Annotated in this window: 5 protein-coding genes and 1 tRNA gene (1 of these 6 running past the window's edge); 2 read left to right on the top strand and 4 right to left on the bottom strand. The window is 65.1% G+C overall.

What is annotated here, in order from left to right; translation table 11 throughout:
• From ACN9MY_RS29670 to ACN9MY_RS29680, 3 genes are all read right to left on the bottom strand, one after another.
• Positions 1–19444 carry the 5' portion of a LysM peptidoglycan-binding domain-containing protein gene (locus tag ACN9MY_RS29670; RefSeq protein WP_426336543.1) on the bottom strand. Its footprint begins 13565 nt before the window's first position, so 19444 of the gene's 33009 nt are visible here — the first part of the coding sequence; it begins with the start codon at positions 19442–19444; its stop codon lies beyond the left edge, outside the window.
• A gap of 201 nt (positions 19445–19645) precedes the next feature.
• A tRNA-Gly gene (locus ACN9MY_RS29675) sits at positions 19646–19719 on the bottom strand.
• A 55-nt stretch (positions 19720–19774) separates the two neighbouring features.
• Positions 19775–21289: a family 43 glycosylhydrolase gene (locus ACN9MY_RS29680; protein ID WP_426336544.1), complete on the bottom strand. Its 1515-nt coding sequence runs from the start codon at positions 21287–21289 to the stop codon at positions 19775–19777.
• 248 nt (positions 21290–21537) lie between these two features.
• On the opposite strand from ACN9MY_RS29680, the gene ACN9MY_RS29685 reads away from it, so the two are divergent.
• Positions 21538–22785 carry a M28 family metallopeptidase gene (locus ACN9MY_RS29685; protein WP_426319516.1) on the top strand — a complete coding sequence of 416 codons (1248 nt, stop codon included), beginning with the start codon at positions 21538–21540 and terminating at the stop codon, positions 22783–22785.
• Here ACN9MY_RS29685 and ACN9MY_RS29690 read toward each other — a convergent pair.
• Entirely contained in the window at positions 22782–23681 is a 900-nt protein-coding gene (locus tag ACN9MY_RS29690) for a LysR substrate-binding domain-containing protein (protein WP_426319517.1), read from the bottom strand. The two genes, ACN9MY_RS29685 and ACN9MY_RS29690, sit on opposite strands and share 4 nt — an antisense overlap.
• 102 nt (positions 23682–23783) lie before the next feature.
• Here ACN9MY_RS29690 and ACN9MY_RS29695 point away from each other — a divergent pair, with 102 nt between their 5' ends.
• Positions 23784–24221: a carboxymuconolactone decarboxylase family protein gene (locus tag ACN9MY_RS29695; RefSeq protein WP_426319518.1), complete on the top strand. Its 438-nt coding sequence runs from the start codon at positions 23784–23786 to the stop codon at positions 24219–24221.
• Positions 24222–24332 lie beyond the last annotated feature (111 nt).

The following is a 24332-nucleotide window of genomic DNA, read 5'->3' on the forward strand; positions in this document are numbered from 1 at the left end:
GCCAGCCGTTGCCGTCCACCGTCGACACCACGCGGTTGGCCGCGTCGTAGGCGCTGGTGGTGGTGAAGCCGCCGCGCGCCACGCTGATCTGGTTGCCGACCGCGTCGTAGCCGTAGCTGGTGGCAAAGCCGTTGGCGTCGGTGTGTTCCACCAGGCGGCCGTCGGCATCGTAGCGGTACTGGTTGTGCTTGCCGAGTTCATCCGACTTGTCGGTCAGGTTGCCCGCGGCGTCATAAGTGTAATTGACGGACTGGGTCCAGATCACGTACTCGCGCTTCAGGCGGTTGGCGTAATCGTATTCGTAGTTGCGTTCCAGGCCGAGCGCATCGGTCTTCTTGCTGACATTGCCGACCTCGTCGAACTCATAGCGCGTGGTGCCGCCGAGCGCGTCGGTCTCGCTGGTACGGCGGTTGTTTTCGTCGTAGGTCCAGCTGGTCTTCACAGCCAGCGCGGTGCCGGCGCCGAGCACGCGCTCGGTCTCGTTGCCCACCGCATCGTAGGCATGGGTGGTGCGCACGCCGTCGGCGTCCTTCTGCAGCACCAGGCGGCGGTTGCCGTCGTATTCGAAGACGGTGGTGGCGCCGGCGGTGCTGGTGGCGGTCAGGCGGTTGCCCACTGCATCGTAGCTGAAGCTGGTCTTTTGGCCCAGCGCGTCGGTCTGCTGCAGCAGGTCGCCGCGCGCATTGTAGGCGTAGCCGGTACGGCGGCCCAGCGCGTCGACCGTGGCGGTGCGGCGGCCCAGCACGTCGTACTCGTAGCTGGTGGCCTGGCCCAGGGCGTTGGTGCTGGACAGCTGGCGGCGCAGGCCGTCAAAGGTGGCGGTGCTGGTATGGCCGTTGGCGTCGGTGACCGAAGTCTGGTTGCCGACTGCGTCGTAGCCGTAGCTGGTGACGTTGGACAGCGGATCGGTGCTGGTGGCCAGGCGGTTCAGCGCGTCGTAGCTGTAGTTCCAGGTACCGATGCCGTCCGCGTGCGTCAGCGTGTTGCCGACCTTGTCGTAGGTCCAGCGCTGGGAGTAGCCGCTGCTGTCCTGCTGGGTGAGACGGCCGAGGCCGTCGTAGTAGTAATAGGTGGTGAAGCCGCGCGCATTCCTCATGGAAGCACGGTTGCCCAGCTTGTCGTACGTGAACCAGGTGGTGTGGCCCAGGGCATCGGTGACGCTGGCCACGCGGTTGTCGGCGTCGTAGGCGTAGCTGGTGGTGTGGCCGTTGGCATCGGTCACGCCGACGCGGTTGCCCACGCCGTCGTAGCTGAAGCGGGTTACATTGCCCAAGGCGTCGGTGCTGCTGTCCTGGCGGTTCAGCGCATCGTAGCTGGCCAGCGTTGCGAAGCCGGCCGCGTCGACCGTGCGCAGGCGGTTGCCGTTCTGGTCGTACTCGTAGCGGGTCACGCCGCCCATCACGTCGGTCGTGCTCAGCAGGCGGTTGTCGGCGTCATAGGTATGGCTGGTGGCGTTGCCGGCAGCATCGGTTTCCTTGACCAGGTTGCCCAGCGCATCGTATGCGTAGCTGCGCTTGCCGCCCAGTGCATCGGTCTCGCCCACGACACGGCCCAGGCCGTCGTAGCTGTAGCGCGTGACGTTGCCGTTGGCGTCGGTCTGGCTGGTCACGTGGCCCAGGGCATCGTACGCGAAGCGGGTCACGCCGCCCAGCGCGTCGGTGACGCTGGTCTGGCGGCGCAGCGCGTCGTAGCTGTAGCTGGTCGTGTTGCCGTTGGCGTCGGTGCGGCTGAGGCGGTTGCCCACCGCGTCCACCGTATAGCTTTCCTCGTTGCCGAGAACGTCCTTGGTGCGCACCAGCGCGCCGGCCTGGTTGTAGTAGTAGCTCGTGTACTTCTGGTTGGCATCGCGGACCTGGCTCAGGTTGCCCACACCGTCGTAACTCGTTTCGGTGTAGTTGCCCAGCGCGTCGATGACACTGACGCGGCGGTTCAACTTGTCGTAGCCATACTTCGTCGTGTTGCCGCGGGCATCCTGGACGCTGGTGCAACTGCCGTTGGCGTCGTAGCCGTACCTGGTCACATTGCCCAGGGCGTCGGTCTTGGTGCTGACGCGGTTGTCGGCATCGTAGGCCAGCGTCGTCACGTTGCCGCGGGCATCGGTGATGGCGACACGGTTGCCGGCCACATCGTACGCGTACGACACAGCAGCGCCCATGGCGTCGGTCTGCTTGACCAGGCGGTTGTCGCCGTCGTAGGCGAACAAGGTGCGGCCGCCGGCGGCATCCTGCGCCGCCAGGCGGTTGCCGACCGCATCGTACTCGTAGCTGGTCTCGCCGCCCAGGGCATTGGTTTCCTTCAGCAGGCGGCCCAGCAGGTCGTAGCTCCAGCGCGTGCTGAAGCCCAGCGCGTCGGTGCTGCTGGTTTCGTGGCCGGCGGCATCGTAGACGTGGGTGGTCACGCCGCCCATGGCGTCGGTCTCCTTCAGCAGGCGGCCGGCGGCATCGTAGCTGTACTCGGTGCGCGCGCCGTTGGCGTCGACCATGGCGGTGCGGTTGCCCAGGATGTCGTACTCGTAAGTGGTGACATTGCCCAGCGCGTCGGTCTTGCTGATGACGCGATTGCCTTTGTCGTAGGCATAGGTGCAAGGGTTGCCATTGCCGTCGCGGACGACGATCCGGTTGCCGAAGGCATCGAGCTCATAGGACTGCTGGCGCTCGTTGCCTTCGCGGAAGTCGGTCTCGACCAGGCGGCGGTCGGCGTCGACGCTCTGGCCGAAGTAGGAGCCGGTGCCGTCATAGGTATAGCGGCGGTCGCCATTCTTGTCGTAGGCGTGCTGGATCTTGTTGCCCAGCGCGTCGGTGACCATCAGCAGGCGGTGTTCGCCGTCGTACTGGTAGGTCGTGGTATTGCCCAGGGCATCGGTGACCTTGACCAGGTTGCCGACCGCGTCGTATTCGCTGCGCTGGACGTTGCCTTCCGCGCTGCGGCTGAGCACCTGGCGGTTGTTGGCATCATACTCATAGCTGGTGGTATGGCCGTTGGCGTCGGTAACGCTCAGGCGGTTGCCCACTGCGTCGTAGGTGTTGCCGCTGATGCCGCCCAGGGCATCGGTGGTGGACGTCACACGACCCAGGGCGTCGTAGGCGCTCCTGGTGACGCCGCCCAGCACGTCGGTCACGGCAACGCGCTGACCCAGCACGTCATAGCTGTAGCTGCTGGTCTGGCCCAGCACGTCGGTTGAGGACAGCAGCAGGTGGCCTTCGTCGTAGGTGTAGCTGACGGCATTGCCCTGTGCATTGACTTCGCGCACCAGGTTGCCGACCGCGTCGTACTCGCGGGTCGAAATGCCGCCCAGGCTGTCGACGCTGCGCACCAGGCGGTTCAGCGCGTCGTATTCGTAGGCCGTGACCTGGTCGTGCGCATCGTCGGCCAGCGGCAGGTCGATGCGGAAGCTGTCGCGGTCGCCCCACCATGGGTCCGGCAGCTGGCCGTCGACCTTGTTGGCATAGCGGGTCTGGCGCACCATGTTGCCGTTTTCGTCGTATTCGTAGTGGGTCAGGTAGCCCAGCGCCGACACGCTGTCCGTCAGGCGGTTGTTGTCGTCGTAGAAGTAGCGCGTGGCGTTCTGCAGCGCGTCCGTGCGCATCAGCACGTTGCCGTTGCTGTCGCGCGTGAGATTGTCGCTCAGGCCATCGGTGCTGTCGTGCCCGCTCACCCGGCCGACCTGGTCATACCAGGTGCTCTTCCAGTTGTCGAGGGCATCCGTGACGCGCGACACCTGGTGGTGTTCGCGCACGTCGAACCTGGTGACATTGCCCAGCGCGTCGGTATGGCTGATGCGGTCATCGGCCGCATCGTAAGCATTGGTCGAGGTATGGCCGTTGGCGTCGGTCGTGCTGGTCAGGTTGCCGACCTTGTCGTAACCGTAGGTGGTGGCGCCGCCTAGGGCATCGGTGGTCTTGACCAGGCGGTCCAGTACATCGTAGGCATAGGCAGTGCTGTTGCCGGCGCCGTCGGTGGTGCTGGTACGGTTGCCGTTGACGTCGTAGGCGTAGCGGGTCACCGTGCCGCGTGCATCGGTTTGCTCCACCAGGCGGTTGTCGGCGTCGTACACGCTGGCCGTGGTGCGGCCCAGCGCATCGGTGGTGCCGATGCGGTTGCCCTTGGCGTCATAGCGGTACTGCGTCACGCCGCCCAGGGCGTCGGTGCTGCTGACCAGGCGGTTCAACAGGTCGTAGGTGTAGCGCGTGGTATTGCCGCGCGCGTCGGTCGAGGCGACCATGTTGCCGTTCGCGTCGTATTCGCTGCTGGTGGCAAAGCCCATCGGGTCGGTGCTGCCGATGCGGCGGTTCTCCTTGTCGTAGCTGTACGACGTCATGCGGCCGCGCGCATCCGTGACCATGGTGCGGTTGCCGGCGTCGTCGTAACGGTATTCGACCCGCCTCCAGTCTTCGTTGCGGTAGCCGACCAGGCGGCCTGCCGCGTCATGGGCGTAGCCGCCGTCCTTGTTCTCGGCTTCGTCGTAGTTGCGATAGAGATTGGCCTGGTGGATTGCGTTATAGGTATAACGCTCGCGTTCCTCCCAGTAGTCCCAGTTGCCGTTGTCGCGCAGCAGCGTCGAGCGGGTCATGCGGTGCAGCGGATCGTATTCGTACTCGCGGACATGGCCGTTCGCATCTTCGACCCGGGTGCGGTTGCCGCCGGCGTCGTACTCGTAGCGCGTCTCGCCGCCCAGGGCATCGGTGGCCAGCAGCAGCTGGTTGATCGCATCGTAGGCATAGGTGGTCACCGCGCCGTTCGGGCGCGTGCGGCTCAGCTGGTTGCCGACGGCGTCATAGGTGAAGGTGGTGGCGGCACCCAGCGCGTCGGTGCTCGCTACCATGCGATACAGCTTGTCGTAGGCGTACTGGGTGATGCCGCCGGCTGCGTCGGTCTGGCTCAGCACATTGCCAACCGCGTCATAGGTGGACGAGGTGACACCGCCCAGGGCGTCGGTAGTGCCGACCAGGCGGTTCAGTGCGTCCCAGCGCTGCAGCGTGGTCGCGCCGCGCGGATCGGTGGTGCTGACCAGGTTGGCATTGGCGTCGTAGGCATAGGTCGTGACATTGCCCAGCGCCGAGGTCTGGCTGATGCGGCGGTTCGCGGCATCATAGGCGAAGCTGGTCTCATTGCCGTTCGGATCGATGGAAGCGGTCATGTTGCCGTTCGCATCGTATTCGTATTCGGTCGGCGCCAGGCCGCCATGCGATTCGCTCGCCACGCGGTCGCACTCGTCGAACGTGCGGTTGATGGTGAAGTGCAGCTCCATGTCGTCGACGCCGCCACCCTCTTCGCCGCCCCAGATCTGCTCGTAGTAGCGGTCTTCGAAGATGATGTTGCCCACGCCGTCGTAGCCGTAGTCGGTCACATGGCGCGGCCCGTAGTGCGGCTCTTCCCAATCACCGCCGTAGGACAGTGCGCCAGGAACCAGCATCGCCTCGCCGCCGGCCCTGGTCAGCGTCAGGGATTCGCCCCAGCCGGGGGTATGCATCATGTGCTCTTCGCGTACCAGGCGGTCGTTGGCGTCGTAGTGATAGAACGTCTCGTAGCCGAGCGGATCGTCCTTCTCGATGCGGTTGCCGACTGCGTCGTAATAGTAGTAAGTCGTATTACGGTTGGCGTCGTATTCCCGGATCATCCGGTGCAGCGCATCGTAATGGAACTCCGATACGTTGCCGTTCTTGTCCTCCACGCTGATGCGGTTGCCCACTTCGTCGTAGGCGTAGCTCTCCTTGTTGCCCAGCGCGTCGACCAGCGTTGCGACGCGGTTCAGCGCATCGAAGTGGTATTCGGTGGCGTTGCCGTTCTTGTCGGTGATGCTGGTGCGGTTGCCGTTGGCGTCGTAGGTGAAGCTCTCGGTATGGCCCAGGGCGTCGGTGGTCGACAGCAGCTGGCTCAGCGCGTCGTAGCTGAACCTGGTCACATTGCCGTTGCGGTCCACCGTTTGCAGCATGTTGCCGGCAGCATCGTAGCTGCTGGACACCGTATGGCCCAGCGGGTCGGTGGACAGCAGCAGGCGGTCGCTGGCATCGTATTCGAAGGTGGTGACGCCCCCGTTGCGGTCGGTGTAGCGCGTGCGGTTGCCGGCGGCGTCATACTCCACCTTGTCCGCATAGCCTTTCGGATCGGTGGTTTTCACCACGCGGTTGACGGCGTCGTACTCGTAGGTCGTGGTGTGGCCGTTGCCGTCGGTGCGCGCAATGCGGTTGCCTTCGGCGTCGAACTCGAGTTTGGTGGAGTAGCCCATCGGGTCTACCTTCTCCACCTGGCGGTTGACGGCGTCGTACAGGAACTGGGTGCGGTGGCCGTTGGCGTCGATGCGCGCGGTCAGGTTGTAGACCGCGTCGTATTCCTGGCGGGTGTGACCGTCCAGCGCGTCGATCGTGTCGACCAGGTTGTACACCGCATCGTAGACGTACCTGGTGGTGAACCCCAGCGCATCGGTGGTGCTGACGCGGTTGCCCACGGTGTCGTAGGCGTGGGTGGTCGCGTTGCCCAGCGCATCGACCTGCTTGACCATGCGGTTCAGCACATCGTAGTCGAAGCTGGTCTTGTTGCCGTTGCGGTCCGTGGTGCTGGTGCGGTTGCCCAGCACGTCGTAGGTGTAGCTCTCCTTGTTGCCCAGCGCATCGGTCTGCTCAACCAGGCGGTTGTTCAGGTCATAGGCGAAGCGGGTCACGCTGCCAAGCTGGTTGGTGGCCGACGTCTTGTTGCCGACGGCATCCCAGGTGAAGGACTGGGTGGCGCCCATCGGGTCGGTCTGGCGCAGCAGCTGGCCCAGTGCATCGTATTCGTACTTGGTCACATGGCCGTTGCGGTCCGTGTTGCTCAGGCGGTTGCCGACCGCGTCATAGCTGCTGCTCGACACATTGCCCAGCGCATCGATGGTGCGCAGCTGGCGATTGGCATCGTCGAACTCGTAGCGCGTGGTGTGGCCGTTGCGGTCAGTGTAGGCGATGCGGTTGCCGGCGGCGTCGTAGGTCGTGCTGTCGGCATTGCCATTGCCGTCCACGGTGCCAACCAGCTGGTTGATGGCGTCGTAGCTGAAGCGGGTTTCGTTGCCGTTGCCGTCGACCAGCGAGGTGCGGTTGCCCACTGCGTCATACTGGTAGCTGGTGCTGTTGCCCAGCGCATCGGTGACCGTGGTCAGTCGGTACACCTTGTCGTACTCGTAGTTGGTGCTGTTCTGTTCCGCATCGACCATGGTGATGCGGTTGCCGACGCCGTCATACACGTAGCGGGTCGATACCACGCGCTGGTATGTCTGCTCGTAGCCCTGGTTCCAGTAGTGCTCGTCGAAACGGTCGAAGATGGTCTTGACCAGGCGGTTCAGCTGGTCGAATTCGTATTCGGTGGCATGGCCCTTGGCATTGGTGCTGCGCACCAGGTTGCCGTTGGCGTCGTACGCGTTGGCGGTGACGTTGCCCAGCGCGTCGGTGACGGTCACGACGCGGTTTTCCTCGTCGTAGGCGTAGGCGGTAACGCCGCCATTGCGGTCGGTCACGGACAGGCGGTTGCCCACAGCGTCGTAGGCATAGCTTTCGGTCTTGCCCAGTGCATTGGTGACGGCGACCAGCTGGTCGTTGGCGTCGTAGGCGTAGGTGGTGGCCTTGCCGTTGCGGTCGACCAGGGCAATGCGGTTGCCGACGGCGTCGTACTGGTATTGCTCCATGTCGCCCAGCGCATTGGTGACGGACAGCAGGCGGCCGTCCGCATCATAGGCGAAGCTGCTGGTGTGGCCGTTGCGGTCGGTCACGGCGATGCGATTGCCGGCGTCGTCGTAATCGTACTGCTCGGTCTTGCCCAGCGCGTCGGTCGCCGCAATCATGCGGCCAGCCGCGTCGTAGCTGTAGCTGGTCTGGTTGCCGTTGGCATCGGTGACCGAAGTGCGGTTCACGCCGTCGTAGGCGTTGACGGTCTCCCCGCCCAGCGCGTCCTTGGTGACGGTGAGGCGGTTGATCTGGTCGTAGCTGTATTCCGTGCGGTTTTCGTTGCGGTCGATCATGGCGACGCGGTTGCCCACGCCGTCATATTCGAAGCGGGTCACCAGTTCCACCGTGTAAGGGTCCTGGTAGCCGGTGAAATGGCCGCTGCCGTAACCATAGCCATAGCCGTAGCCATAGCCGGAATCGTCGCCGCTGGAGACAGCGAGGCTGTTCATGCGGAGCATTGGAGGCCAGCCGCCAGGAGGCGGCTCTTCCGGTTCGCCCGGTTCTTCCGGGAACTCCGGCTCTTCCGGTTCGGTCGGCGGTTCGATATCGGGATCGACCACCCACTTGATGTCGCCGGCGGCGCTGGTCACGCTGTTGCGGATCGCGATCAGGCGGTCGTCGGCGTCGTATTCGAAGTAAGTGCTGTTGCCGCGGCGGTCGGTCAGCTGGATGCGGTTGCCCACGCCGTCGTAGGAATACACTTCGAGATGGCCCAGTGCATCGCGGCTGCCGATCAGGCGGTTGCCGGCGTCATAGCTGAACTGGCGGGTGTGGCCGTTGCGGTCGGTGGCCGAGAGGCGGTTGCCGACTGCGTCGTAGGCGTAGCTTTCCTGCTTGCCCAGCGCGTCGGTGCGGCTGGCCACACGGTTCAGCTTGTCGTAGGCCTGCTGCGTGGTGTGACCGTTGCGGTCGACCGTGCTCAGCAAGTTGCCCATCGCATCGTAGGCATAGCTTTCCTGCTTGCCCAGCGCATCGGCCATCGTGACCTTGCGGTTGGCGGCGTCGTAGCCGAAGGTGGTGCGGGCGCCGTTCTTGTCGCTCCGGGCCAGCATATTGCCAACCGCGTCGTACTCGAACTGCTCGCGATGGCCCAGCGCATCTTTCGCTTCCAGCAGGCGGTCGGCAGCGTCATAGCTGAAGGTGCTGCGGGCGCCGTTCTTGTCGGTAAAGGCCAGGCGGTTGCCGGCGCCATCGTACTCGAACAGTTCGGTGTAGCCGAGGGCATCCTTGCTTTGCACCATGCGGTCGGCGGCGTCGTAGCTGTAGCTGGTGGCGTTGCCGTTCTTGTCGGTGAAGCCGGTGCGGTTGCCGACGCCGTCGTAGACGTAGGCTTCGGTGTAGCCCAGCGGATCGGTCAGCCCGGTCAGGCGGTTGTCCTTGTCGTAGACGTAGCTGGTGGTGTGCCCGTTGGCATCGGTGGAGGAAACGCGGTTGTCCACCTTGTCGTATTGCCAGCTGTTGCTGAAGCCCAGCGCATTCAGGCTGGACGTCATGCGGTTCTTGGCGTCGAAGCTGTAACGGGTCGTGTTGCCGTTGGCATCCGTGAGCGCGACACGGTTGCCGACATTGTCGTATTCGTATGCGGTTACGCCGTCCAGGGCGTCGGTCACTTGCAGCAGGCGGTTGTTGGCGTCGTAGGCGCGGCGCGTGACGTTGCCGTTGGCGTCGGTCTGCGCCAGCAGGTTGCCCACTGCGTCATAGGCGTAATCAAAGCCGTTGTCCAGCGCATCCTGCTGGCGCACCAGGCGATGTTCGGCATCGTACTTGCTGCGCTTGGTGTGGCCATTGGCGTCGGTCACGGCAACCTGGTTGCCGACCGCGTCGTAGCTCATGGTGGTGGTGTTGCCCAGCGCGTCGGTGCTGCTCACCATGCGGCCAGCCAGGTCATAGGCGTAGCGGCGGGTATGGTCGTTGCCGTCGGTCTGTTCCAGCAGGCGGCCCACGGCGTCGTAAGCGTAGCGGCTGGCATTGCCCATGGCGTCGGTCTTGACGACCAGGCGGTTGCCGGCGTCGTACTGCGACAGGGTGGCATGGCCATTGGCGTCGGTCAGGTTCACCACGTTGCCCACGGCGTCGTAGAAGCGGCGGGTTTCGTAGCCCAGCGGGTCGGTCACCAGGGAGACGCGGTTCAGCGCATCGTACGCGAAGGCGGTTACGCCGCCGTTGGCGTCAACCACCGAGGTGCGGTTGCCGACCTGGTCGTAGCCGTAGGCGGTGACGCCGTCCAGCGGATCGGTCACCGAGACCAGCTGGTTCAGCGCGTTGAACGCGCGCCTGGTGGCGTTGCCGTTGCGGTCGCGCTCGAGCAACTGGTTGCCGACATTGTCGTACTCGAAGATGTTGGCGTTGCCCAAGGCGTCGGCATGCGCCACCAGGCGATTCAGCTCGTCGTATTCGAAGGTGTTGTCGTTACCGTTGCGGTCCACGACCGACAGGCGGTTGCCGACGGCATCGTAGGTGTAGCTCTCGATCGCGCCCAGCGCGTCGGTGTGCTCCTGCAGGCGGTTGTTGGCGTCATAGGCGAACTTGTTCTCGGCGCCGATGGCGTCGATGACCGAGACGCGGTTGCCCACGGCATCGTAGGCGAAGCGCGTTTCCGCGCCCAGCGCGTCGACCTGCGCTACCAGGCGGTTGGCGGCGTCGTACTGCGCCGAGGTGCTGGCGCCGTTGGCGTCGATGCTGCCGACCAGGTTGCCGGCTCCGTCGTAGCTATGGCGGGTCACGCCGCCCAGCGCGTCGGTTACGCGCACCACGCGGTTGGCTGCGTCATATTCGCTGGCGGTGACGTTGCCGCGCGCATCGGTCACGCTCAGGCGATTGCCGGCGCGGTCGTAGGCATGGCGGGTCTTGCCGCCCAGGGCGTCGGTCACCTGCACCAGGCGGCCGTCGGCGTCATACTCGAAGGCGGTGGTGTTGCCGCGTGCGTCTGTGACGCCGGTGCGGTTGCCCACATGGTCGTAGGCGAACCCGGTCTGGTTGCCCAGCGCATCGGTGGTGACGGCCAGGCGGTTCAGCGCATCGTAGGCGAAGCTGGTGGTGTTGCCGTTGGCGTCGGTTGCGCTCAGGCGGTTGCCGACGGCGTCGTAGCTGACACTGCTGTCGTGGCCCAGGGCATCGGTCTGCTTGACCATGCGGCTCAATGCGTCGTAATGGAAGCTCGTGACGCGGCCCAGCGCGTCGACCACCGAGGTGCGGTTGCCCAGCACGTCGTAGGCGAAGGATGTGGCATTGCCCAGCGCGTCGGTCTGTTTCAACAGGCGGCGATTGGCGTCGTAGCTGAAGGCATTGGCATTGCCGTTGGCGTCGACCACGCGCACCTGGTTGCCGACGGCATCGTATTCGTGCTGCGTCGCGTTGCCAAGCGCGTCGGCCTGGCGCACCAGGCGATTGTTGGCGTCGTAAGCGGCGGTGCTGGTGTGGCCGTTGCCGTCCGTGACGGCGACGCGGTTGCCGACCTTGTCGTAGCCGTAGCTGTTCATCTCGCCCAGCGCATTCTTCACCTGGACCACGCGGTTGGCGGCGTCGAAGGTGGACGCGACCATGTGGCCGTTGCCATCGGTGACGCTCACCTGGTTGCCGGCTGCATCGTAGGCATAGGCGGTATCCACGCCCAGCGCGTCCTGCAGCGACACCAGGCGGTTGGCCTGGTCGTAGGTAAAGCGGGTGGTATTGCCGTTGGCGTCGGTGTGCGCGATGCGGTTGCCGGCAGCGTCGAAGGCGACCGACGTCACGCCGCCCAGCGCATCGGTGATGCCGACCTGGCGCTGCAGCTTGTCATAAGCGAAGCGGGTCACGCGGCCCAGGGCGTCGGTGGTGCTGGTGCGGTTGCCGACCGCGTCGTACGTGGCGCGCGTCATGCCGCCCAGGGCGTCGATGGCCGCTACCTGGCGGTGCAGGGCGTCGTATTCGAAGCGGGTCGGGTTGCCGGCGGCATCGACGGTCTCCAGCAGGTTGCCGACCGCGTCGTAGCGCAGCTTGTCGATCCCGCCCAGGGCGTCGATCGTTTCGACCACGCGGTGCAGCGCGTCGTATGCTGCGCGCACAGTGAAGCCGTTGGCGTCGGTGGTGGCGACGCGGTTGCCCACGGCGTCGTAGGCATAGCCGGTGCGGTTGCCCAGCGGGTCTGTCTGGCCCACCATGCGATCGGCCGCGTCGAATTCGTAGCGGGTGGCGTGGCCGTTGGCATCGATGCTGGCGATGCGGTTGCCCACCTTGTCGTACTCGAAGCTGCTGGTATTGTTCAGCGCGTCGGTCACGCTTGCCACGCGGTTCAGCGCATCGTAACCGAAGCGGGTGTCGTGGCCATTGCCGTCGATCATGACGATGCGGTTGCCGGCGCCATCGTACATGAAGCGCACGGTATGTCCCAAGGCGTCACGCTGCTCATTGAGGCGGTTGGCGGCATCATAGGCAAAGCTGGTGCTGTTGCCATTCTCGTCGACGGCCTGGATGCGGTTGCCGGCTGCGTCGTAGGCGAACGCTTTCTTGCCGCCCATGGCATCGGTCTGTACTACCAGGCGGCCTGCTGCATCGTAGCTGAAGGCCGTGGTGCTGCCGGCGGCATCGGTGGTCGATACACGCTGGCCGGCGGCATCATAGCTGTGGCGGGTGACGCCGCCCAGGGCGTCGGTGATGCTTTGCAGGCGGTCGGCCGCGTCGTAATCGAAGGCCGTGGCATTGCCCAGCGCGTCGGTGCTGTGGATACGGTTGCCGACTGCATCGTAGCTGTGCGTGGTGACCGCACCCAGCGCGTCGGTCTCGCTGACCAGGCGGTAAGCGGCGTCATACGCGGCGCGGCTGGTGGCGCCGTTGGCATCGGTGGTGGCCAGGCGGTTGCCGACCTTGTCGTACTCGTAGCTGGTGGCGTTCCCCAGCGCGTCGATCTGTTTCACCAGGCGGTTTGCGAGGTCGTACACGTAGCTGGTGGCATGGTCGTTGGCGTCGATGCTGGCGATGCGGTTGCCCACCGCATCGTAGGCGAAGCGAGTCATGCCACCCAGCGCATCGGTACGTACGGACAGGCGGCCGTTGGCGTCGTAGCTGAAGCGGGTGGCATTGCCGTTGCCGTCCGTGCTTTCCACCATGGAGCCGACGGCATCATAGGCGAAGCTGGTCGAGCGTCCGGTGCCGTCCGTCTGGCGCACCAGGCGGTTGTTGGCGTCGAACTCGAAGCCGGTCGCATGGCCGTTGGCATCGATTGCCCCCACGCGGTTGCCGGCGTTGTCGTAATGGTACTCGGCCCGGTTGCCCAGCGCATCGGTCTCGGAAACCAGGCGATCGGCCGCGTCGTAGCCATAGCTGGTGACATGGCCGTTGGCGTTGACGGTGGCAACACGATTGCCGGCCTGGTCGTAACGGTGCTCCACACGGTTGCCCAAGGCGTCCGCGGTGGCGGCCAGGCGGCCGACGGCGTCGTAGCTGAAGGAGACAGTATGGCCGTTGGCATCGGTGGTGGACAGGCGCTGGCCGACGGCGTCGTAGGCGTGCGTGGTCCGGTGGCCCAGGGCATCGGTGCTGGACACCAGGCGGTTGACGGCGTCGTATGCAAACACTGTCTGGTTGCCGTTGGCGTCGGTCGTTGCCGTGCGGTTGCCAGCCGCATCGTAGCTGAAGACGGTCACCTCGTTGCCGGGGGCGGTGACGGAAAGCAGGCGGCTGTTGGCGTCATAGGCGAACAGGGTGCCGCGGCCCAGCGCGTCGGTGGTGGCCACCCGGTTGCCCAGGCGGTCGTAATCGTGGCGGGTGATGTTGCCGAGCGCGTCAGTCTGGTTGACCAGTCGGCCGTTGGCGTCGTAGGCAAAGCGCGTTGCGTTGCCCAGCGCGTCGGTGACGACGGTGCGGTTGCCCACGGCGTCGTAATCGAAGCGGGTAATGGCGCCCAGCGCATCGCCTGCTGCAGTCAGGCGGTTCAGTGCATCGTAATGGTTGAAGCGCTGGTGGCCGTTGCCATCGCGGGTCATGATCAGGTTGCCCACGGCGTCATAGACATGCTGGACCGAGTCGCCCGCGGCGTTGGTCTCTTCGACCTTGCGGTTCAACGCGTCATAGCGGTAGCTGGTGGCATGGCCATTGGCATCGACGCTGGCCAAGCGGTTGCCCACCGCGTCGTAGCTGTAGCGCGTGCTCTGGCCCATCGCGTTGGTGTGCACCACCAGGCGATTGCTGCTGTCGTACTCAAAGCGGGTAGCGTTGCCCAGCGCATCGAAAGCTGCCGTGCGATTGCCCACAGCGTCGTATTCGTAGGAGGTACGGGCGCCCAAGGCGTCGATGGTCGCGGTCAGGCGGCCGTTTGCGTCGTATTCGAACTTGCTGTCGTGGCCGGCCGGATCGATGCTGCGTACCCGGCGGTTCAGTTGGTCGTACTCGTGGCTGGTGACCAGGCCGAGCGCGTCCACGCTGCGGGTCAGGCGGTTGCCGGCGTCGTATTCGAAGCGGCTGGTGTTGCCAGCGGCATCGGTCAGCGCGGTGCGGTTGCCGACCGCGTCGTACTGGTAGGCGGTGACAAAGCCCATGGCATCGGTGCGGCTTACCACGCGGTCCAATGCGTCGAGCACGTAGGTGGTGGCATTGCCGGCGGCGTCGGTGCTGCGCAGCAGGTTGCCCACTGCGTCGTATTCTTTGCGGGTGACTTGTCCCAGAGCGTCGGTGGTCTGCACCAGGCGGTTGGCCGCGTCGTAGCTGAAGCGCGTGGCGTGGCCGTTGGCGTCTACCACGGACGTGCGGTTGCCCGCCGCGTCGTAGGCGTAGACGGTGGTACCGCCTTGCGCGTCGGTCACGCGCACCAGGCGGTCCGCGCCGTCGTAGGCGAAGGTGGTGGTGTTGCCATTGGCATCGGTCAGGCCGGTGCGGTTGCCGCGCGCATCATAGCTGAAGCGCGTGGTGCCGGCCGCGTCGACCTGCTGGTCCATGCGGTTGGCGCCATCGTAGTGGAAGACTACGATGTGGCCGTTGGCATCCGTGGTGGCGATGCGGTTGCCGTTGGCATCGTACGCATAGCTGGTGCGGTTGCCCAGCGCATCGATGCTGGCGGCAAGGCGGCCAGCCGCGTCGTATTCGGCGCGGCTCACGCCGCCCTTGGCATCGGTCACGCTGAGGCGCTGGCCGTTCGCGTCGTAGGCGTAGGTGGTTTGCTGGCCCAGCGCGTCGATCTGGCTGGCCAGGCGGTTCAGCTTGTCGTATTCGAAGCGGCTGGTGCGGCCCAGTGCATCGGTGCTGGAAAGGCGGTTGCCGTTGGCGTCGTACGTGTAGGCAGTCACGCCGCCCATGGCGTCGGTCTGCGACAGCAGGCGGTTGCCGGCGTCGTAGACGAAGCTGGTGGCATGGCCGTTGGCGTCGACGGTGCGGGTACGGTTGCCGTCAGCGTCATACTCGAATTTCTGCACATGGCCCAGCGCATCCACCGATTCCAGCAGGCGGTCGTCGGCGTCGTAATGGAACTGGGTGACGTGGCCGTCCGGGTCGGTCATGCTGACACGGTTGCCTTCAGCGTCGTAGGCAAAGCGGGTGGTGACGGCCAGGCCGGCCGGGTCGACCACTTCGGCCACGCGGCGGCCCAGCTTGTCGTAGTCGTAGCGTACGCTGGCGCTGTCGACGCCGTTGGCGCCGCGGCTGACGGTCAGGGTGTGGCCCTGCGCGTCGTAGGTATAGCTGGTGTGCAGGTTCAGGCCGGCCGGATCGACCACCACGCGGGTAGCCTGGCCTTTCTGGTCGTAGCTGGTGACGGTCAGCACGCCGTTCGGGTCGCGCTGCGACACCACTTCGCCCTTGGCGTCGTAGGTCCAGGTGGTGGTCAGCGCCAGGCCGCCCGCATCGACCACCTGGCTCAGGCGGCGGTCGGCGGCATCGTAGGTGTAGCGCGTGGCGACGCCGTTGCGGTCGACGGTGGCGACCAGATGGCCGGCGGCGTCGTATTCATTATGCTCGGCCTTGCCGTTGGCATCGGTGGTGGCCAGCAGGCGGCCGTCGGCGTCGTAGCTGTAGCTGGTGGTGTTGCCATTGCCGTCGGCAAGGGCGATCACTTGCCCTTGCGCGTTGCGCGTGATGGTGGTCACGATGCCAAGCGGCGAAGTGACGGTGGTCTTGTGCAGCGCCGTGTCGTAGGCATAGCGGGTCACATTGCCGCGCGCATCGGTCTGGGTCAGCACGCGGTCGAAAGCGTCGTAGCTTGTGGAACGCACCTGGCCCATGGCGTCATAGCTGGCCACCACGCGGCCGTTGCGGTCAAACGTGCTGCGGGTGACCTGGCCGTTGGCGTCGGTCTGCGCCACGGCGCGGCCAAAGGCGTCGTATTCAGTGCTGCGCAGGGCGGCAATGCCGTCGGCGTCGCGCAGGATGGACGTCTGCAGGCCGCGCTTGTCGTAGGTATAGCGCACCAGTTCCTGCACAGCCGCGCTGATCGGGCGCATTTCCTTGCTCAACTGGCCGAAGGCGTCGTAGCTGCGCACGGTGGCATTGCCCAGCGCGTCGACCAGGCGGGTGGCCTGGCCGCGCACATCGTAATCGGTGTGCAGCAGGCTGTCGCGCAGCGGGTCGGCCGCCACCGCCAGCGCGGCCAGGACCGGGGCGTTGCTGCCGCCGGCCAGGCCGGCGGTATCGATGCGGTTGGCGTAGCTGATGGTGTCGGTGGCCTGGCCGAAGGCGTCGTAGCGGATGCCGCTTACCTCGCCCAGCGCGTTGACGCTATGGGTGCGGCGGCCGGCGCCGTCGTAGAAGTACAGCGTGGACGCACCAAGGGCGTCGGTGCTGCTGACCATGCGGCCGGCGGCGTCATAGCCGTAGCGCTTGGCGTAGCCGGCCCAGATGCCGGTGTCGTGCACGGCGTCGCCGTTGAGCAGGCTGGCGCCCTGGCCGGACAGTTCGGCCACCAGGCGGCCCTGCACGTCGTAGCGCACCAGGGCCGTGCGCTGGTCGGCACTGCCGGCCGCCTGCACGGTCGATACCAGCTTGCCCACCTTGTCGTAGGCGAAATCGCTGCGCACGCCGGCGGCGTCGGTGCTCGATACGAGCTGGTTCAGCTTGTTGTAGCTGAAAGTCGCCTGCTGGTCGGCCGCGCTGGCTTGCGGCAGCATCTGCGCCAAGCGCGCGCCCGGCATGTAGTTGACCGGGTTGGCGAAGCGCTTGACGGCGCTGCGGTTGCCGGCAGCGTCATAGCTGAAGGTGCTCAGGTAGCCTTCGCCGTCGATGGCGCCGGTCTGCTGGCCGCGCGCATTGAAGAACTGGTGCACGCTGATGTCGGCGGCGGAAGCCTGTGGACGCAATTGTTCCAGCGAGCCGTTGCTGCGCAGGGCGGCATCGGTCAGGGTGGCATAGCGCACGGTCTCCACCAGCTGGCCGATGGCGTCGTATTTCTGCTCGGTCAGGATGCCCTGGGCATCGAGCTGGCCCACCAGGCGGCTGTCGGCATCGAAGAAGTTGCGGCTGTGGCGGTCCTCGGTGGACGACACCACCTGGATATCGGCCAGCTGCGGATTGGCCGGCAGCGCGGCGCGGCTGATGGCGTTGTTGTAGCGCACCAGGTCGGTGACGCGGTTGGCGGCGTCGAAGAACTGCTGGGTGACGAAGCCCGCTTCATCCACCGTGTAGACCAGGCGGTTGTCCTTGTCGTAGACCTGGTCGACGCGGCGGTCGGCGGCGCTGGCCAGCGGACGCAGCGCCGCCAGGGTCGCGGCTTGCGGCGCGCCGGCGGCATCCACCAGCTTGCTGCTGTCCACCAGGTTGGCGTAGCGGATGGTGCGCACCAGGTTGCCGGCGCCGTCGTACACGCTTTCGGTCAAGGCGCCGAAGCCGTCGATCATGCCGTTGCGGCGGCCCATCTCGTCGTACAGGAACGTGGTGCGCACGCCGGTCGCGTCCTGGGTGCAGAACAGGCGGCCGTCGGCATCGTAGAAGTTGCGCACGGTGCCCAGCTCGGCGCCGTTGGCGCTGTCGCTCTGGATCACGCTCACCAGTTCACCGGCGGCGTCGTAGGTGGAGGTGGTGGCCAGGCCGTTGGCCAGGGTCGACACGGTGCGGTTGTGCGCGTCGTCGTACTGCACCAGCGATTGCTGGCCCAGCGCGTCGGTGCTGGCCAGCAGGCGGTTCAGGCCATCGTAGGCGTAGCTGGTGGTGGCGCCGGCATTGATGGTCTTGAGCAGCAGGCCGGAGGCATCGTATACATAGTTGATGGTGTTGGCGCCATCGGCCACGCCGTTGCCGGCGCCATCCACTTCGGCATAGGTGGTGCTGGCGCTCACCAGGCCGCGGAAGTCGTAGGCGAAATCGCTGCGCGCACTGAGGGTCTTGTCCTGCGCCGCAGCCCAGGCAGTCATCTGGGCTTCGCCTGGCGCCGCCCCTTCCGCCAGGGCGGAGGTGTTGTAGGTGCCGCCGTTGTAGGCGATCTGCGCCACGCGCTGGCCCTTGGCGTCGTAGCGGTATTCCACCACGTCGCCGGCCGGGTTGATGCGGAAGCGCAGGTGGTTCTTGCTGTCGTAGACGTAGCGGGTGACCAGGGCGCCGCCATTGCCCATGCGCACCGACTCGCTCACCACGTGGTTGGCGCTGTTGTAGCTGCGTGCCACCACGTTGCCCAGCGCATCCTGCTGGGTGAGCTGGTTGCCGTTGCCATCGTAGGTCATGGTCACGGCATTGCCGTTGCCGTCGGTGACGCTGGTGACGTTGCCGCTGGCGTCATAGGCGTAGCTGGTGCGCACGCGAATGCCGTTGACCGCAGGGCTGAGCACCTGGGTCAGCTGGTTCTTGGCGTCGTAGAAGAAGCTGGTGACAAAGCCCAGCGGATCGGTCATGTCGGTGCGGCCGTTGGCAACGTCGTAGCTCAGGCGGGTGACGCGGCCCAGGCCGTCGGTCATGCTGGCGACGCGGAAGTCCGTGCCCACCTGCACGTAGGTGAACGATTGCACCGTGCCGTCGCTCTGGGTCAGGGTGGCAATGCGGCGGCTGGTGCCGTCGTAGGTGTAACGGGTGGTGTAGGTGTTGCCGTCGGTCTTGCTGTTATCGTCCGGCGACAGGTCCACCTCCACGCTGGTCAGGCGCTTGCTGCTGTCATAGGTGTAACGGGTACGGCTGCGGGTGACGCCGCCGCTGACGGTGCGCAGGCCGACCAGGTTGTTGTCGCTGTAATCGAGGTAGAGCACATCGCCCGAAGCCATGGTCACGCTCTGCATCAGGCGGCCGGCATAGGTGAAGGTGGTGGTGTTGCCGTCCACGTCGGTGGCCGAGGTGATCAGCCCCGAGGTGTTGTAGGTCTCGCTGGCCTGGCTATCGCCGTCGCGCCAGGTCCAGCTCGACGGCACGCTGCCGTTGGCCGGGGTATAGGTCAGCGTGTCGTGGGCGCCGGCGCCGTCGGTGGTGACATAGCAGCCGCGCGCCGCGTCATAGGTATAGGTGGCGGTGCTGCCGTCTTCCTCGGTGCGGCTGGCGATACTGCCGGCCGTGTTCACCTTGCCGCTGACGAAGGCGACGCGCTTGTAGACGCCCAGGCGGAAGTTGTCGCCGTTATCGCCGTCGCCGAAGACGCCCAGGCGGTCGGTATAGATGCCCTGGCTGTTATATGTGCGCAGGAGCGCGGTGTCGATGCCATTGGCGGCCAGGAACTCGTCGCGCGACTGGATGACCAGGTTGCCGTTGGCGGCGTTCAGATAGGCCTGGTCGCCATTACGCCCCAAGGCCGCATTACCGACCGTTCCCCGGTCTCCACCCAACACGAAACGGGAACCGCTTTGCAGGCCCAGTGCACCACCGCTGACAATCGCTACCATGAATTTCTCGTCCGAATAAATTGTTTGTTGGTAAAAGCGGGCATGGAGTCCTCCTCAACATGCCCTTCAAACAATATATCCAGCGTTTCCGGCAAGAATTTAGCGTTTTCTGCAATATTTTTTTTCTAATACACATTTATGCAGATGAATGTTGCTATTACAGCAATAAAAATGGCGCCTCGAGGGCGCCATTGCGTATTCTGGAGCGGGTGAAGGGAATCGAACCCTCGTATGAAGCTTGGGAAGCTGCCGTTCTACCATTGAACTACACCCGCGTGCCCCGCATTCTATGTGGCTTTGGCTGCGGTTGGCAAGACTGTAACGGTGGCCCTACTGGATGAACGGCCAGCCGTCGGCGGTAAAGCCAAGCGTATTGATGCCCAGCGTCGCCCGCCCGCCATTGTTGCCGTCGTAGTAATGGTAAACGTAGGTGGGCTTGTTATTGTTGCCAGGATCGGTGAACACGCTGCCGCCGCCCGGGCCGATGATATTGCCGTGGGTGCTGAGCAGGATGGTGCCGCCGCCTGCGGTCAGCGCCACGCCGCCGCGGTCCACATAGGGCCCGGTCACGCTGGTGGAGCGGCCGACGATGGTGCGGTAGGTGCTGGTCGAGCCTTTGCAGCATTCGTTGATCGGCGCGAAGTAATAGTAATAGCCGTTGTAGTAGTAGATGAACGGGCCTTCTTCGCCGGCCGACGGGTTGCCGCGCCTGGCCACTGTGTACACCGGGGCGTTGGCCTTGATCAAGCCGTTGGCCGGGTCGAGCTGCACCAGGTGCGTGCCGTCGGTCCAGGAGCCCCAGGCCATCCACCAGTTGCCGCTGGCGTCGCGGAACGGCGCCGGATCGATCGCATTGTCGGTGGTCGCCCAGAAGCCTGGCGGCGGCGAGGTGGTAGTGCTGTTCCAGGACTTGGTGACGAAACCCTTGTCGGTCCATGGCCCCTGCGGCGACGAGCTGGTGGCGACGCCGATCACCGCTTCCGCGCCGGTACTTGGCAGGTAGGGGATCGAGTAGTACTGGTAATAGGTGCCGTTCGCCACCATCAGGCTAGGCGCCCAGACGTCGGTATTGGCGCCATTGTTCCATCCCTTCGGCGTCTGCAGGCCGCTCCAGGAACTGAAGTCCGGCCCGATGGCAGGGCAGTTCGGCGCATAGCCGCCCATCTGGGCCGTCGTGCAGCTGGTGTAATTGGTGAAGTTCACGCCGTCGGTCGATGTGGCCAGCGTCTGGTGCGAACCATACAGCCAGTACTTTCCGCTGCCGTCGCGCAGCATGTAGGGGTCGTGCACGAAGATGCCGTTGCCGGTGACGGCGCGCGGCGCAGGGTACGGGCTGGCCCCGGTGTTCACCAGCTGCCATTCCTGGCAGGTGCAGCCGGTCAGGCCCCACTGGTCGATGGTGGCGGTGTTGGCGGTACTCGCCATATACACCTCCAGGTACTTGCCGCTGTTGACGTTCTGGATCAGGAAGTTGCCGCTGGCCGCTTGCGTGACCACCCACAAGTGGTCCGAAGTGCCGTTGTCGGCCCACTGGACGACCTGCGCGCCGTCGGCGGTCGAAGCGTTGGTGACGCCCAGCACCTGGTGCGTCAACATGTTCTCGATGTTGTAGCGCCCATTCCCCATCGGCATGAAGTGCCACAGGTGGTCGGCGGTGCCGTTGTCGGACCACTGGATCGCCTTGGAGCCGGCGGCCTGGCTGGCGCCGTCAATGCCCAATACCAGGCCGCTGTTGACGTTCTTGATCTTGTACTGCACGCTGGTATTGATCGTGATCGGCGTGGCTGCGTGCGCGGAAAGCACCATGCCGATCAGCATGGCGAAACATGACAGAATTCTCTTCATAGATGGTCTCCTTGGAGTTTTTTTAACTGCCAGACCATCGTAGTCATTGGTTCGCGCGACCACCAATCGTATCTTTTGCATCCGCAATACCCCTTTCGGTATCACGGTTATGGCTTCGCGCCATGAGACTCCTGCCCGGAAGAAGGGCTCTGTGTCCGAATGTAACGTTGTATATCCCATTGAAAATTCACGCAGCGGCCGGCGCGGACGGTGCAAAATGCCTGGACCACATCACCGGATAGCTCCCAATGAAAGCAACCGTCGCCCTCAGCATCGCACTGGCCTTCGCGGCAAATGCCGCCCATGCACAAACGGCCGCCGCAGCCGATCCGATCTCCACGCTGGTGAACCAGCTCGAACTCGAAAAGTACAAGGCCACCATCAAAAGCCTGACCAGGTTCGGCGACCGGCGCCAGGGCACGGAACGCAACCGACAGGCGCTGGACTGGATCGAGGTGCAGTTGAAAGCGTATGGCTGCTCCAACGTGGAGCGCCTGCAGTACCAGTTCACCGAACCGGCCGCGCGCGGCAAGCCGGCGGTGGCGGCGGGTGGCGGCGCGGGCGGACCTCCCGGCCAGGGCGGCAGCACGCTGTTCGGCAACCGCGCGCCCACCGGCGTGAACACCGATCCGATGAAGCAGCCCGATGAACGGCTGCGCGCACTCAACGCCGAACAGACGCCGCAAGGCACCTCGCTGCGCGAGAACGTCTACTGCACCAAGATCGGCAAGACCCGCCCCGACGAAATGATGATCGTCAGCGCGCACATGGACGGCATCGGCTTTGGCGAGGCTGCCAACGACGATGGTTCCGGCACAGCGCTGGTGATGGAGCTGGCGCGCATCTTCAATGCGCCGGGCGTGGAAACCGAGCGCTCGATCCGCTTCGCCCTGTGGAACAACGAGGAAACCGGCTTGAACGGCGCAGCCGCCTACGTCGAGCAGCGCAAGAACCTGCAAGGCATCGAGTCGCCGAAAGGCTCGGGCAAATACCCTGAACCGCGCTGGCTGGGCATGATCCAGCACGACATGATGCTGTTCGACCACGGCATGCCGGTCCCCAAGCTCGATGACGCCGGCAGGCCGGTGCTGGACGCGAAAGGCCATCCGATCTACGTGCTGCCGAAAGAGCAGCGCGCGGAGGCGGACGTGAATATCGAGTTCCAGTCCAACTCGAAACAGGCCGAAGCTTCGGCCAGGCTGGCATGGGACTTCCGCGCGGCGAACGACAAGTACGCGACCAACTATCCGGCTGCGGTCGGCTTCCACATGACCAACACCGACTCCACGCCCTTCATGGACCTGGTGCCCTCTATCTCGCTGCGCGAGAACGAGCGCGGGCAGCAGATCGGCGCCGGCTGGAACCCGCACTGGCACCAAGCGACCGACCTGTATTCGAACTATTCGGACAAGGACTTCCTGCTTGGCCTGAACGCTGCGCAGACCACGCTGGCCGGCGTCGCGAAGCTGGTTGGCGCCAGGGTCGCCAAGCCTTAGCGCCACAAAGGGTCGCTCGCCATCAAGGCGGTGGCCCAGTCGGTAAAGGCGCGCACGCGCGATGACAGCCTGCGTGCATACGGGTAGACAAGACTGATCGGCATGCTGCCCAGGTGCCAGTCCGCCAGCACTTCCATCAGCGCGCCGCTGCGCAAATGCAGCGCCGCTTCCGCACGCGGGATATTGAGGATGCCGAGACCCGCCACGCCCGCCGCGACGTATGCAGCGGCGCTATTGAAGCGCATGGCAGGCAGCTGCTCGATCACGTAGCGCTGGTCGCCGCGCTGCAGCGACTGGACGTGCTGGCGGCCTGTCGCTGCAAACACGAAGCCAAGGTAGCGGTGCGCTGGCAGGTCCTCCACTGCCGCCAGCCTCGGGGCCGACGCCAGGTAGGACGGCGCAGCGCACAGGCAGAAGCGCATATTCCCCACCGGCCTTGCCACCAGGTCCTGGTCCGCCACCGGCCCGCCGCGCAAGGCGCAATCGATTCCCTCCTGCACCAGGTCCACCACGCGCTCGCCGCAGCCGATATCGAGCCGCACATCCGGATAGCGCGCCGCGAAGTCCGGCAAGGCGGGAATGATCAGGCCAGTGCCGACCGGCGACGGCATCTCAACCCGCACCCGGCCGCGCGCATCGTTGCGCGAGGACTCCAGTTCATCCAGGTCGTCGAGCAGCGCGCGGGCGCCTTCGTAATAGGCCGCGCCGTCGGTGGTGGGCGACACGCGGCGGGTGGTCCGGTGCAGCAGCTTCATGCCCAGGTGCGCCTCCAGGCCCTGGATCTGGCCGGAGATGGTGGTCTTCGGCACGCCCAGTGCTTCGGCCGCGCCGACGAAACTCCCTACCTCGACGATGCGGCAGAAGGCGCGCATGGCCTCAAGACGGTCAAAAGCCATGATTGTTCGACTTTCCGTATATTCAAAACGATAAAGACCAGTTTATCCGCAATCTCGTCCGGACTAAAGTGGATTCATCGCAACCACTTGGAGGAATTCACCATGAAACGCATCAACTACACCGCCGCCGCCCCGACCGCCATGAAGGCCATGATGGGCCTCGAGCGCGCCATCGCCGAATCGCTGCTGCCGCTCTCGCTGCGCGAGCTGGTCAAGATCCGCGCCTCGCAGATCAATGGCTGCGCTTATTGCATCGACATGCACAGCAAGGACGCGCTCAAGCACGGCGAAGACGTGCGCCGCCTGCTGGCGCTGCCGGCCTGGCGCGAAACGCCGTTCTTCGACGAGCGCGAACGCGCCGCGCTGCTGTGGACCGAAACGCTGACCGAACTCTCCAAAAACGGCGCGCCGGACGAGGTGTACAGCGAGGTCGCTGCCCAGTTCAGCGAACAGGAGCTGTCGGAACTGACCTTCGTCATCGGCGCCATCAACGCCTGGAACCGCTTTGGCGTCGGCTTTGCGATGGAATTGCCAGCTTAACTGCGCGACAACTATTTTGGCGGAAAAACCACGAAATGGCCACGCTTTCGGCGCGGCCATTCGTCGATCTGCTAGTATGCTCTGCGATCTTTCCCAACTGAAACAAAGTGT

It is taken from the genome of Pseudoduganella sp. R-31, assembly GCF_049913235.1.
Lineage (GTDB): Bacteria > Pseudomonadota > Gammaproteobacteria > Burkholderiales > Burkholderiaceae_D > Rugamonas.